General features: G+C 65.6%; 7 protein-coding genes. 5 read left to right on the forward strand and 2 right to left on the reverse strand.

Translation table 11 applies throughout. The features are described 5' to 3' along the window. Positions 1-510, forward strand: coding sequence for a MarR family winged helix-turn-helix transcriptional regulator (locus AB7E35_RS07810; RefSeq protein ID WP_428167358.1), 510 nt, complete (start codon positions 1-3; stop codon positions 508-510). Between the two features lie 170 nt (positions 511-680). Here the strand turns inward: AB7E35_RS07810 and AB7E35_RS07815 are convergent, their stop codons facing one another. Beyond that, positions 681-2,375, reverse strand: coding sequence for a cation acetate symporter (locus AB7E35_RS07815; RefSeq protein ID WP_428164027.1), 1,695 nt, complete (start codon positions 2,373-2,375; stop codon positions 681-683). A 38-nt stretch (positions 2,376-2,413) separates the two neighbouring features. Then, positions 2,414-2,722 (reverse strand): DUF485 domain-containing protein, encoded by a 309-nt coding sequence (locus AB7E35_RS07820; protein ID WP_428164013.1) that lies wholly within the window; start codon positions 2,720-2,722, stop codon positions 2,414-2,416. 354 nt (positions 2,723-3,076) lie between these two features. Here AB7E35_RS07820 and AB7E35_RS07825 point away from each other — a divergent pair, with 354 nt between their 5' ends. The 4 genes from AB7E35_RS07825 (at position 3,077) to uvrA (ending at position 12,418) form a co-directional block, all read left to right on the forward strand. After that, positions 3,077-4,771, forward strand: a complete 1,695-nt coding sequence (locus tag AB7E35_RS07825) for an MFS transporter (protein WP_428164012.1) — start codon at positions 3,077-3,079, stop codon at positions 4,769-4,771. Between the two features lie 263 nt (positions 4,772-5,034). Beyond that, positions 5,035-6,051, forward strand: coding sequence for a porin (locus AB7E35_RS07830; protein WP_428164011.1), 1,017 nt, complete (start codon positions 5,035-5,037; stop codon positions 6,049-6,051). 146 nt (positions 6,052-6,197) lie between these two features. Continuing rightward, positions 6,198-6,365 carry a hypothetical protein gene (locus tag AB7E35_RS07835; protein WP_428167359.1) on the forward strand — a complete coding sequence of 56 codons (168 nt, stop codon included), beginning with the start codon at positions 6,198-6,200 and terminating at the stop codon, positions 6,363-6,365. Positions 6,366-6,481: 116 nt separating this feature from the next. Then, positions 6,482-12,418, forward strand: a complete 5,937-nt coding sequence (gene uvrA / locus AB7E35_RS07840; protein WP_428167360.1) for an excinuclease ABC subunit UvrA — start codon at positions 6,482-6,484, stop codon at positions 12,416-12,418. The last annotated feature ends 142 nt before the right edge of the window (positions 12,419-12,560 follow it).

A 12,560-nucleotide genomic window follows, 5' to 3' on the forward strand; every position in this document is an offset into this window, starting at 1 on the left:
TTGACCTACAAGCTGGATCTGGTGCTCACCCTGGCCACCAAGGCCGCAGACCAGCGCTACGCCAAGGCAGTCGGCTTGCGCATCCGTGAGCTACGCGTTTTGAGGCTCATCCACAACGCGCCAGGCATTGCAGCGACCGAACTTGGGCACAAGCTTGTGCTTGACAAGACGCTGATCTCCAAGCACGTCGCCGATCTTGAGCGGCGCGGCTTGCTGCAGCGCCAGATTGACCTGAACGACAGCCGCATTCACAGCCTGAGTTTGACGGACGAAGGTCAGCGCGTATGGGAGGTGTGCGAACGCATCGGCCGTGAACTAGAGCACGAAATGTTCGGTGCTCTGGACAAAAAAGCGTGGCAGCATCTTCACACGCTGCTTGACCGCGCTTACGTGTCGGTACGGTCCTGGCAGGGCACGCAGCAACCCGCAGCCTTGCGTGCGCGACGGGCCATGCGGGGGCTGCCTGCACCCGTTGCCGGTGCGGACGCCCGGGTTGAGGCGACGTCATAGGCGCTGCGCGCGGGCATTGACCGTGTGGGTTTGCGACGGCGCCGGACGGGCTGGGTGCGGCAGTTCAGTGCCGAGCCGTGAAGACACAAACGCCTCGCAACTGCGAGGCGTTTGTTTTCATGGAGGGCTGGCGACACAGCGAGGCAGTTGCGCCAGCTGCGCGCGGTGCGTCAGTGCCCTGAAGCCCCAGCCGCACCCAAACCAGTCTCCGAGCGCACCTGCTGCGCCGGGAATGCGGCGCGCTCGCGTGCTGCGTTGGCGCTCTTGTCGGTGATCGAGAAGAACCAGATGCCCAGGAAGCCTATGGCCATGGAGAACAGCGCCGGCGAGGTGTAGGGGAACAGCGCCGAGCCGGCCGGGTTGCCCAGCGTGGCTTCCCACACCGAGGGCGACACGATGGTCAGGCCTACCGAGGAGACCAGGCCCATGAAACCACCAATTACCGCGCCGCGCGTGGTGCAGTCCTTCCACAGCACCGACAGGAACAGCACCGGGAAGTTGGCCGAAGCCGCGATGGCAAACGCCAGCGACACCATGAACGCGATGTTCTGCTTCTCGAAGGCAATGCCCAGTGCCACGGCAATCACGCCCAGGGTCAGCGTGGTGATGCGCGACACCTTCAGCTCGGCAGCGCTGTCGGCCCGGCCTTTCTTGAAGACCGTGGCATACAGGTCGTGCGACACGGCCGAAGCGCCCGACAGCGTCAGGCCCGCCACCACTGCCAGGATGGTGGCAAATGCCACCGCCGAGATGAAGCCGTAGAAGATGTTTCCGCCCACCGACTTGGCCACCAGCACCGCCGCCATGTTGGCCGTGCCCGCGCCGCCGTGGATGACGCCCTTGACGGTGTCGGCAAACTCGGGGTTGGTGAGCACCAGGGTGATGGCGCCAAAGCCGATGATGAAGATCAGCACGTAGAAGTAGCCGATCCAGGTGGTGGCCCACAGCACCGACTTGCGCGCCTGCTTGGCGTCAGGCACGGTGAAGAAGCGCATCAGGATGTGGGGCAGACCGGCGGTGCCGAACATCAGCGCCATGCCGAACGAGATGGCCGAGATCGGATCCTTGATGAAGCCGCCCGGCCCCATGATGGCCAGGCCTGCCTTGGCGGCTTCTTCGGGCGTCTTGCCGGTGTTGGCGGCGATGGCGGTGCGCACTTCAACGCCTTTGGCAAACAATGCCTCGGGACTGAAGCCGTATTGCGCCAGCACCATGAAGGCCATGAAGGTCACGCCCGCCAGCAGCAGCACGGCCTTGATGATCTGTACCCAGGTAGTGGCCGTCATGCCGCCAAAGAGCACATACACCATCATCAGCGCGCCCACGATGACCACTGCCATCCAGTACTCCAGGCCAAACAGCAGCTTGATGAGCTGGCCGGCGCCGACCATCTGCGCGATCAGGTAGAACGCCACCACCACCAGCGTGCCCGAAGCGGCAAAGGCGCGGATGGGTGTTTGCTGAAAGCGGTAGCCCGCCACGTCGGCAAAGGTGAACTTGCCCAGGTTGCGCAGGCGCTCGGCCATCAGGAAGGTGATGATGGGCCAGCCCACCAGAAAGCCGATGGAGTAGATCAGCCCGTCGTAGCCGGTAGCCATCACGGCCGCCGAAATGCCCAGAAACGAGGCCGCCGACATGTAGTCGCCCGCAATCGCCAGGCCGTTCTGAAAGCCGGTGATGCCGCCGCCGGCGGTGTAGAAGTCGGAGGCCGACTTGGTCTTGGCTGCGGCCCACTTCGTGATCCACAGCGTGCCGACCACAAAGGCGCCGAACATGAGGATGGCCGTCCAGTTGGTGGCCTGTTTGGCGGCTTCGCCCAGATCGCCGCCAGCGGCATGCGCGCCGCCAGACGCCAGCAAAGCCATGAGCGCCAGCACGCCGCCTTCGTATTTGTGACGAGCGTTCATTTCGAGGCGTCCTTCAGGATGTCTTTGGTCAGGGTGTCGAATTCGCCATTGGCGCGGCGTACGTAAATGGCGGTGATCACGATCGTGAAAACGATCACGCCCATGCCGATCGGAATGCCCAGCGAGGTCACGCCGGCGCCGATGGGCTGGGCCAGGAATTTCTTGTCGAACGCAATCAGCGCGATGTAGCCGTAGTACACGATCAGCATCAGGGCCGTCAGGAAGATGCCCAGACGATTGCGCTTGCTGCGCAACTCCCGGTACTTCGGATGGCTTTGTATTTTCTGGACCATCGGGTCGCTCATGGATGTCTCTCCTCAAGGTGGTATGGGAAGCCCAAATGGGGTGCGGCGTGCCGCGTCCCGGGGCTGGATTTTGCGAATGCGCGCTGACCAAGTGCTTACGCCGCACGGGTTTTCCGCGCAAGCGGCGCGCTGCAGACGCAGCCCGAAAGTCCGTGGTGCGGGCCATCAGCAGCGGCTTTTTCGGATCGGGAAATGCTGGCCAAGGGTTACTACCCGGGCTGTAAGTTGCGCGGAAGTTTCGCGTCAAGTTCTGTAAGAAAGCCGTCAGAACGGTGTCAGTCTCGGCGTAGATAGTGCGCGTGCAGGTATTTTTTTAACGCCTGTAAATCTAAAAAATCACAGGAGACAACAACCATGGCTATCAGCACTGCACACGCCGGCCGTCCCGGCGCTGCCCCCAGGCCGATGTCGGCCGAAGAAAAGAAGGTGATCTTTGCTTCTTCGCTTGGCACCGTGTTCGAGTGGTACGACTTTTATCTCTACGGCTCGCTTGCGGCCATCATTGCCAAGCAGTTCTTCAGCGGACTGGACGCTGGCGCGGCCTTCATCTTTGCGCTGCTGGCCTTTGCCGCCGGCTTTCTGGTGCGCCCTTTCGGTGCGCTGGTGTTCGGGCGCCTGGGCGACATGATCGGGCGCAAGTACACCTTCCTGGTCACCATCCTGATCATGGGCGTGTCCACTTTCATCGTCGGCATCCTGCCCAACTACGCCAGCATCGGCGTGGCCGCCCCTGTCATCCTGATCGTGCTGCGCATGCTGCAGGGTCTGGCCCTGGGCGGTGAGTACGGCGGCGCGGCCACCTACGTGGCCGAGCACGCGCCGCACGGCAAGCGCGGCGCCTACACCTCGTGGATCCAGACCACCGCCACGCTGGGCCTGTTCCTGTCGCTGCTGGTGATTCTGGGCACGCGCACGGCCCTGGGCGAAGCCGTGTTCAATGACTGGGGCTGGCGCATTCCGTTCCTGGTGTCCATCCTGCTGCTGGGCATCTCGGTGTGGATTCGCCTGTCGCTGTCCGAATCGCCCGCCTTCCAGAAGATGAAAGCCGAAGGCAAGACATCCAAGGCGCCGCTGTCCGAGTCTTTTGGTGAATGGAAGAACCTCAAGATCGTGATCCTGGCATTGGTGGGCCTGACTGCCGGCCAGGCCGTCGTCTGGTACACGGGGCAGTTCTACGCGCTGTTCTTCCTCACGCAACAGCTCAAGGTGGACGCCATCACGGCCAACCTGCTGATTGCCGCCGCACTGCTGATCGGCACGCCGTTCTTTGTGGTGTTCGGCTCCCTGTCCGACAAGATCGGCCGCAAGCCCATCATCATGCTGGGCTGCGTTCTGGCCGTGCTGACTTACTTTCCGGTCTTCAAGATGCTGACCGAAGCCGCCAACCCCGACCTGGCGCGCGCCCAGGCCTCGGCCGGCGTGGTGGTGACGGCTGACCCCGCCACCTGTTCGTTCCAGGGCAACCCCGTGGCGCGCGAGATCGACTTCCGCAGCTCGTGCGACATTGCCAAGCGCTACCTGGTGCAAAACTCGGTGAGCTACGACAACGCCGTGGGCGCCCCGGGCTCCCAGGCGGTGGTGAAGATCGGCGACAAGACCATCACCGCGCCCAATGGCAACGTCGTGAACCTCAAGTTTGACGAAGACAGCGTCAAGGCCATCGCAGCCTTCAAGAAGGAAATGGGCGAAGACCTGAAGCAGGCGGGCTATCCCACCAAGGCCGATCCCGCCAAGATGAACAAGCCCATGATGCTGGTCATCCTGGCGTACCTGGTGATTCTGGTGACCATGGTGTACGGCCCCATCGCCGCCATGCTGGTGGAGCTGTTCCCCACGCGCATCCGCTACACCTCCATGAGCCTGCCATACCACATCGGCAACGGCTGGTTTGGCGGCCTGCTGCCCACCACATCGTTTGCCATCGTGGCCTCCACAGGCAACATGTACAACGGACTGTGGTACCCCATCATCATCGCCGGCATGACCGCGGTGATTGGCACGCTGTTCATCCGCGAGACCAAGGATGTGGACATCTACGCCAACGACTGAGGCCGATACCCCCCCTGATTTCGGGTTAACCCTGACCTGAGAGGCTGCCGCCACACCTTCGTTTCCGCGGATGTGTGGCGGTTTTGCATTAGGGTTGTTATGGAGCCGTCATTGGCGTGTGATAGCGGATGGCTTGCACCTAGAATCCGCGCCACGGTTGTCCTTGTCAGGTGCATGCAGCCGCATCCGGCCAATCGCTGAATCGTCGGCACGCACAGCCCACGCCGACTTGCCCTACAAACACAAGCCATCAAGGAATCCTCATGCAGAAAACAAACCGTTTGTTGCTCGCCACTTTCGCCCTGCTGGGCGCCTCTGCCGCGCTGGCGCAAAGCAGCGTGACCATCTACGGCCGCGTGAACACCTCGGTGGAGCGCCAGAAGGTGGGCGGCACCAGCACCACCGTCATGCAGAACAACTCGTCGCGCTTTGGCTTCAAGGGCACCGAGGATCTGGGCGGCGGCCTGAAGGCGGGCTTCCAGCTGGAAAGCGGCTTCAACTCCGACACCGGCACGGGCTCCGGCTGGACCCACCCCACTACCGGCATGACCTTTGCCCGCCAGAGCGAAGTCAACCTGGCGGGCGGCTTCGGCATGATCCGCCTGGGCAACTTCACGCCCGAGTCGTACTACGCCACGGCCGACTACGTGAGCATGCACAACCATGACACCGGAACGTCTTCCGATGCCTTCTATTACGACCCGGTCTGGTTCGGCGGCCTGAGCGGCGGCCTGAGCACCACCAACAAGATCGGCTACCGCTCGCCCAGCCTGGGCGGTCTGACGGTTGATGCCTCCGTGAGCCTGCACGAGAAGACCTCCGGCGGCAAGAACGGCTACGACCTGGCCGCCAACTACAACATCGGCGCGCTGAACCTGGGTGCTGGCTACAGCAACCTTGACAGCAACTATCAGCTGGGCCTGCGCGCCCTGTACACCTTCGGTCAGTTCACCGTGGGCGGCTACTACCAGCGCAACAAGGACGAAAACCAGTGGACCACCACGGGCGCTGGCACACGCAACAACTTCCGTCTGGCAGGCATGTATGCGCTGGGCGCTTCCGAGTTCCACCTGAACGTGGGCCGCGCCGGCAAGTGGAGCGATGTGGCCGACAGCTCTGCCACGCAGTGGACCCTGGGCTACAACTACAACTTCAGCAAGCGCACCAAGGTGTATGCCTTCTACACCAAGGTGGACAACAAGGCGGGCGCCACTTACGCAACGGGCGTTGCCGGTGAAGACTTCAGTTCGGTGGCCCTGGGCGTTCGCCACAACTTCTGATGCCCGGGCGGCGTAAGCTGCCTGCAATCCAGGCCTGATTCAATGATGTCGGGCTTGCGATCAGCACAGACAGGCCTCACACCACGGTGTGGGGCTTTTTTGTTGGGGCGCCCTTTCCCGTTGACAACAATTTTCAGGAGACAAGCATGTGGAAGATCGTGGTGGGTTTTGTGGTGTTTGCGGCGATTGCGCTGTACGTGATCATGCAGGCGGGCGACCAGGTGGACATGAGCGGCGAAAAGCACGGCGGCGACGTCATGCACGCGCCCGAGCCAGCCGCGGCGGCGGCATCCGGCGCCAGCGCGGCCCAGTAAGCCGCCAATCCTGCCGACCCGCGAGCGCCCGATCCTCGCGGGTATTTTCATGGTCCGCCAGGCGCCGTGCGGGCTGTCCCTAGAATGCTGCGCCCCCTCACCGAAAGACCGCCAGCATGACCCAGGGACTGATCCGCATCCGCGGTGCGCGCCAGCACAACCTCAAGAACCTCGACCTGGACATCCGCACGGGCGAGCTCACCGTGGTCACCGGCCCCAGCGGCTCGGGCAAATCCAGCCTGGTGTTCGACACGCTGTACGCCGAGGGCCAGCGCCGCTACGTGGAGACCTTCAGCGCCTACGCGCGCCAGTTCCTGGACCGCATGGACAAGCCCGCCGTGGACAAGGTGGAGGGCGTGCCCCCGGCGATCGCCATCGACCAGACCAACCCGGTGCGCAGCTCGCGATCCACCGTGGGCACGATGACCGAGCTGAACGACCACCTCAAGCTGCTGTTCGCGCGCGCCGGGCAGCTCTTCGACCGCCGGACGGCGCTACCCGTGCGCCACGATTCGCCAGACACCATCCATGCCGAGTTGCAGCGGCGCTGCGCGGCGGAGGACGATCCGCGCATCGTGCTGACCTTCCCCGTGGAACTGCCCGCAGGCACTTCCGCCGAGCAACTGGAGCAATGGCTATCGGCCAGCGGCTTTACCAAGGTGCAGGCCGAGCGCGAGGTGGCCACGCCCAGCGGTCCACGCAAGCTGCTGGACGTGGTGGCCGACCGTTTCCGCATGGGCAACGTGGAGCGCGCGCGGGCGGTCGAGGCCATCGAAGTCGCGCTCAAGCGCGGCGGCGGGCGGCTCAACGTCTATCGCCTGCGCGGCGACGGTGAGGAGCCTGAGCTGTGGCGCTTTTCCACCGGCCTGCATTGCCCCGACAGCGACCTGCGCTACGCCGAGCCCATTGCGTCCATGTTCTCGTTCAACTCGGCCGTGGGCGCCTGCGACACCTGCCGCGGCTTCGGCCGCGTGATCGGGGTGGACTGGGGGCTGGTCATTCCCAACGACAGACTCACCCTGCGCGCGGGCGCGATCAAGCCCATACAGACCCCCGCCTGGAAGGAATGCCAGGACGACCTGATGCGCTACGCGGAAGACGCGGGCATCCCGCGCGACACGCCCTGGTACAAGCTCACCGCGGAGCAGAAACACTGGGTGATCGAAGGCACGCCCGGCTTCCGTGAAGGCAACTGGAACAAGCAGTGGTACGGCATCCGCCGCTTCTTCACCTATCTGGAGAGCAAGGCCTACAAGATGCACATCCGCGTGCTGCTGTCCAAGTACCGCAGCTACACGCCATGCCCGGTGTGCGCCGGCGCGCGCCTGAAGACCGACAGCCTGCTGTGGCGCCTGGGCAGCAAGCAGGACGCCGACGCCGTGCTCGACCCCGCGCAGCGCTTCATGCCCCAGGGCGTGGCGTGGACGCGCGCCCAGCTGGAGGCGCTGCCCGGCCTGTGCCTGCACGACCTGATGCTGCTGCCCATCGACCGTCTGCGGCGCTTCTTTGCGCGCATGACGGATGTGCAGGGTGCTCCTGATTTAATAGCTGGTGACGCTTATCAGGCAAGCGCTACAGCTCAAAAAGACCCACAGGCTGGTGATCGCCAGGCGCTGCAGCTGCTGCACGACGAGATCGCCACGCGCCTCAAGTACCTGTGCGACGTGGGCATCGGCTACCTCACGCTGGACCGGCAAAGCCGCACGCTGTCGGGTGGCGAGGTGCAGCGCATCAACCTGACCACGGCGCTGGGCACCTCCCTGGTCAACACGCTGTTCGTGCTGGACGAGCCCAGCATCGGCCTGCATCCGCGCGACATGCACCGCATCACCCAGGCCATGCTGCGCCTGCGCGATGCGGGCAACACGCTCGTCGTGGTGGAGCACGACCCGGCCGTCATGATCGCTGCCGACCGCGTCCTCGACTTCGGCCCCGGCCCCGGGGAGCGCGGCGGGCAGATCGTGTTTGACGGCACGGTGGACGCGCTGCGCCGCGCGCCCACGCTGACCGGCCAGTACCTGGGCGGGCACAAGCAGATCGGCACCGGGCTCAAGCGCCTGGTGACGGAGGCCACGCCGCGCCTGATTCTGGAGGGCGCGCGCGAGCACAACCTGCGCGATGTGAGCGTGGAGTTTCCGCTGCAGCGCCTGGTCGCCATCACCGGCGTGTCGGGCTCGGGCAAGTCCACGCTGATCCAGGACGTGCTGGCGCCCGCGCTCATGCGCCACTTCGGCAAGGCCACGGAATCACCCGGCGCGCACGAGCGGCTGCTGGGCGCCGATCATTTGAGCGACGTGGTGTTCGTGGACCAGTCGCCCATCGGCAAGACGGCGCGCTCCAACCCCGTGAGCTACGTGGGCGCGTGGGATGCCATCCGCGAGCTGTTCGCCGTGGCGCCGCAGGCCGCGCAGCGCGGCTACACCGCCGCCAAGTTCAGCTTCAACTCGGGCGACGGGCGCTGCCCCACCTGCGGCGGCTCGGGCTTCGAGCATGTGGAGATGCAGTTTTTGAGCGACGTGTACCTGCGCTGCCCCGACTGCGACGGCAAGCGCTACCGGCCCGAGATCCTGGAAGTGCGCATCGAACGCGGTGGCAGGCTGCTGAACGTGGCCGACGTGCTGGAGCTCACCGTGCACGAGGCGGCAGAGCTGTTCGCGAAAGACCGCGAGGTGATCCGCGCATTGCAGCCCATCGTGGACGTGGGGCTGGAGTACGTAAAGCTTGGCCAGCCCGTGCCCACGCTGTCGGGGGGCGAGGCGCAACGCCTGAAGCTGGCGGGCTTTCTGGCCGAGGCGGCCAAGAGCCAGGCCAAGTCGCGCCAGCCGCTGGCCCGCAAGGGCACGCTGTTTTTGTTTGACGAGCCGACCACCGGCCTGCACTTCGACGACATCGCCAAGCTGATGGGCGCGCTGCGCAAGCTGCTGCAGGCCGGGCACTCGCTCATCGTCATCGAGCACAACCTGGACGTGATCCGCGCCAGCGACTGGCTCATCGACCTGGGCCCCGAGGGCGGCGACGCGGGCGGCCAGGTGGTGGCCGAGGGTTCGCCCGAAGAGGTGCGCCAGCACCCCACGTCGCACACCGCGCAGGCGCTGCGCGAGTACGAACTGGCGCTGGGCGAGGGCGGCCATTCGGTGCACGAGCAGCAGGCCGTGCTACGAAAAGAGAAGCTGCTCGCGCTGGATGGCAAAGCGCCAGAGGCCAAAAACGCCATAGAAATCGTGAACGCGCGCGAGCACAACCTGCGCCACCTCACGCTGGACATTCCGCGCGGCCGGTTCAACGTGATCACCGGCGTGAGCGGCTCGGGCAAGTCCACGCTGGCGTTCGACATCCTGTTCAACGAAGGCCAGCGCCGCTACCTGGAAAGCCTCAACGCCTACGCCCGCAGCATCGTGCAGCCGGCCGGGCGGCCCGAGGTGGACGCGGTGTATGGCATACCGCCCACCGTGGCCATCGAGCAGCGCCTGTCGCGCGGCGGGCGCAAAAGCACCGTGGGCACCACCACCGAGGTGTGGCATTTCTTGCGCCTGCTGTACGTCAAGCTGGGCGTGCAGCACTGCGTGCACGACGGCGCGGCCGTGCAGCCGCAGACGGCCGAGAGCATTGCCGCGCAGCTGCTGCGCGACTGGCGCGGCCAGCACATCGGCCTGCTGGCGCCGCTGGTCGTGAACCGCAAGGGCGTCTATACCGAGCTGGCCGACTGGGCGCGCCCGCGTGGCTACACCCATCTGCGCGTGGACGGCAACTTTGTGCCGACGGCGGGTTTTCCGCGCATCGACCGCTTCAAGGAGCACACCATCGAGCTGCCCGTGGCCAGCCTGGATGTATCGCCTGCGCACGAGGACACGCTGCGCCAGCACCTGGCCCGCGCGCTGGAGCTGGGTAAGGGCGTGGTGCATGTGCTGAGCGACCTGGACGGCCTGCAAGAAGCGCTGCAGGACGGCATGCCCACCGCGCACATCGGGCGGCTGCAGGTGTTCTCCACCAAGCGCGCCTGCCCGGTGTGCGCCACCAGCTATGCCGAACTGGACCCGCGCCTGTTCTCCTACAACAGCAAGCACGGCTGGTGCCCCGACTGCGTGGGCACGGGCGTCAGGCTGACCAAAGAGCAGCGCAAGGCGTTCGATGATTCGGTGCAGGACGACAAGGCCAAGGGCCGCGAGCAGACCTTTGCCGAGCCCGAGGTGGAGGACATGACCGACGCCGCCTGCCCCACCTGCCAGGGCACGCGCCTGAACCCGGTGGCGCGCGCCGTGCAGTTTGCGGGCGTGGGCATCACGGACATCGCGGCGCTGTCGGCGACCGAGGTGCGGCAATGGATCGCAGGGCTGCAGCTGTCGGGCCGCATGACCCCGAGAGAAATGGAGATCGCCCGCGACCTGCTGCCCGAGATCCAGAGCCGCCTGGAGTTTCTGGAGGAGGTGGGCCTGTCCTACCTCACGCTGGATCGCGGCGCGCCTACGCTGTCCGGCGGCGAGGCACAGCGCATCCGCCTGGCCGCGCAGCTGGGCAGCAATCTGCAGGGCGTGTGCTACGTGCTGGACGAACCGACCATCGGCCTGCACGCACGCGACAACCAGATTTTGCTCAATGCCCTGCACAAGCTGGGCGACAAGGGCAACACCCTGGTAGTGGTGGAGCACGACGAGGACACCATCCGCCGCGCCGACCACATCATCGACATCGGCCCCAGCGCCGGCAAGCGCGGCGGGCGTCTGGTGGCGCAGGGCACGGTGGCCGACGTGCAGGCGGTGCCAGACTCGCAGACCGGCCGCTACCTGCTGCACGCCATGCGCCATCCGCTGCAGGCCAGGCGTGCGGTATTGCTCCCTCCCCCCCTGGGGGAGGGCGGGGGTGGGGGCCAGCCGGCGGTTGCCGCTGAATATCAGCCAAAACAGGCTAAAGCCCTTGTCAAACAAGCGCAAGCAGCTATCAATTTAGATTCTGCCAGCCCCCGCCCCAACCCTCCCCCAGAGGGGGAGGGAGTAAAGCACTGGCTCACCGTCCTCGGCGCGCACCTGCACAACCTGCAGCAGGTCACCGCGCGCGTGCCGCTGCAGCGGCTGGTGGCCGTCACGGGCGTGAGCGGCTCGGGCAAGTCCACGCTGGCGCGCGACGTGCTGCTGGCCAATGTGGCGGCCTGGGTGGGGCAGCGCGCCACCAAGGCCGGGCGCGACGCCATGGACGCCGGCAAGGCACCGCCGCTGGCCGGCTGCACCGGCCTGCAGGGCTTCGAGACCATCGACCGCGTGCTGGAGGTGGACCAGACGCCCATCGGCAAAACGCCGCGCAGCTGCCCCGCCACCTACATCGGCTTTTGGGACACCATCCGCAAGCTGTTTGCCGAGACGCTGGAGGCCAAGGCGCGCGGCTACGCGCCTGGGCGCTTCAGCTTCAACACCGGCGAAGGCCGCTGCCCGGCCTGCGAAGGCCAGGGCATACGCACCATCGCCATGAGCTTTCTGCCCGATGTGAAAGTGCCCTGCGAGGTCTGCCACGGCGCGCGCTTCAACCCCGAGACCCTGGCCGTCACCTGGCGCGGCAAAAGCATTGGCGACGTGCTGCAGATGGAAGTGGACGAGGCCGTGGAGTTCTTTGCCAGCATGCCCGCCATTGCCCACCCGCTGCAGCTGCTCAAGGACGTGGGCCTGGGCTACCTCACGCTGGGTCAGCCCAGCCCGACCTTGAGCGGCGGCGAGGCGCAGCGCATCAAGCTGGTGACCGAGCTCACCAAGGTGCGCGACGAGGTCGGCCGCCGCGGGCAAAAAGCGCCGCACACGCTGTACGTGCTGGACGAACCCACCGTCGGCCTGCACATGGCCGACGTGCACAAGCTCATCCAGGTGCTGCACCGCCTGGTGGACGGCGGCCACAGCGTGATCGTCATCGAGCACGACCTTCATGTCATCGCCGAGGCCGACTGGATCATCGACCTGGGCCCCGAGGGTGGCAAGGACGGCGGCCGCATCGTCGCCGCGGCCACGCCCGAAGACGTGGTGCGGCTGGGCACGCACACCGGCCGGGCGCTGGCGCCAGTGCTGGCGCGCTGAGCTGGAGGCGAAATCACTTAGGATCTATCCGTAAATTAAACTATGTTCCTGAGTCGCCCGTGATGCGGCGCAGGAGGTGTAGATGGCCAAGGCGCATGCCAATTCGTGGGAAGTGACGGACGATTTCTGGAGCCGGGTGGAG

The sequence above is a fragment of the Diaphorobacter sp. genome, from assembly GCF_050251835.1.
Taxonomy (GTDB): domain Bacteria; phylum Pseudomonadota; class Gammaproteobacteria; order Burkholderiales; family Burkholderiaceae_C; genus JBFXIE01.

Coding starts and splice junctions, on each gene's coding strand:
- AB7E35_RS07835 (WP_428167359.1), top strand. CDS start 6,198: ATGTGGAAGATCGTGGTGGGTTTTGTGGTGTTTGCGGCGATTGCGCTG.
- uvrA (WP_428167360.1), top strand. CDS start 6,482: ATGACCCAGGGACTGATCCGCATCCGCGGTGCGCGCCAGCACAACCTC.
- AB7E35_RS07820 (WP_428164013.1), bottom strand. CDS start 2,722: ATGAGCGACCCGATGGTCCAGAAAATACAAAGCCATCCGAAGTACCGG.
- AB7E35_RS07825 (WP_428164012.1), top strand. CDS start 3,077: ATGGCTATCAGCACTGCACACGCCGGCCGTCCCGGCGCTGCCCCCAGG.
- AB7E35_RS07815 (WP_428164027.1), bottom strand. CDS start 2,375: ATGGCTTTGCTGGCGTCTGGCGGCGCGCATGCCGCTGGCGGCGATCTG.
- AB7E35_RS07830 (WP_428164011.1), top strand. CDS start 5,035: ATGCAGAAAACAAACCGTTTGTTGCTCGCCACTTTCGCCCTGCTGGGC.